The 691-nt window shown below is 69.8% G+C and carries 1 protein-coding gene; it reads left to right on the top strand.

Going from position 1 to position 691, the window contains the following annotated elements; translation table 11 throughout:
• On the top strand, nucleotides 1–480 hold a 480-nt coding region (locus tag AC1DYG_RS18715), incomplete at its 5' end, for a hypothetical protein (protein ID WP_477641374.1).
• Nucleotides 481–691: the final 211 nt, after the last annotated feature.

The following is a 691-nucleotide window of genomic DNA, read 5'->3' as shown; positions in this document are numbered from 1 at the left end:
GCCCTGGTGCTGGCGCCGTTCGCGGGCATCGCGTTCTTGTGGTTCATCGGCGTCGTCCGCGACCGCCTCGGCGACCTCGAGGACCGGTTCTTCGCGACGGTGTTCCTCGGTAGCGGGCTGCTGTTCCTGGCGATGGCCTTCGTCTCGACGGCGGTGGCCGGCGGGATCCTCGCGATGTCCCGGCACGCAGGCGGCTCCGAGGCGGAGATCGTCTACTTCGGCCGCGAGGTGATGCTGCAGGTCAGCAACGTCTACGCGGTGCGGATGGCCGGGGTGTTCATGATCTCGCTCGGCACGATCTGGCTGCGCACCGGCCTGATGCCGCGCTGGTTGGTGCTGACGACCTACCTGCTGTCGCTGACTTTGCTGCTGGTGGTCAGCCTCAGCCTCTGGGTGACGCTGGTGTTCCCCGCGTGGGTCCTGGTGATCAGTGTCTTCATCCTCGTCGCCCGCCGGCCCGGCCCGGCAACGGACGGGTGACGGCACAGGCCGTTGCCGCCGCGGTCGCGGCTCGTCCGCCGCACTGGTGACGGGCCGCCCGCGGGCACTGTGGCACCCTGGGCGGATGCGAGTCGCCGTTGTCGCCGGGCCCGATGCCGGCCATGCCTTTCCCGCCATCGCACTGTGCCTAAACTGCTTGCCGCGGGCGAGGATCCGGTGCTGTTCACCGGTGACCGATGGCTCGAGCAGG

Source organism: Pedococcus sp. P1_H8, from assembly GCF_056405175.1.
The sequence above is the reverse complement of the archived record's forward strand: the minus strand, read 5'-3'. Positions and strand labels throughout refer to the sequence as shown.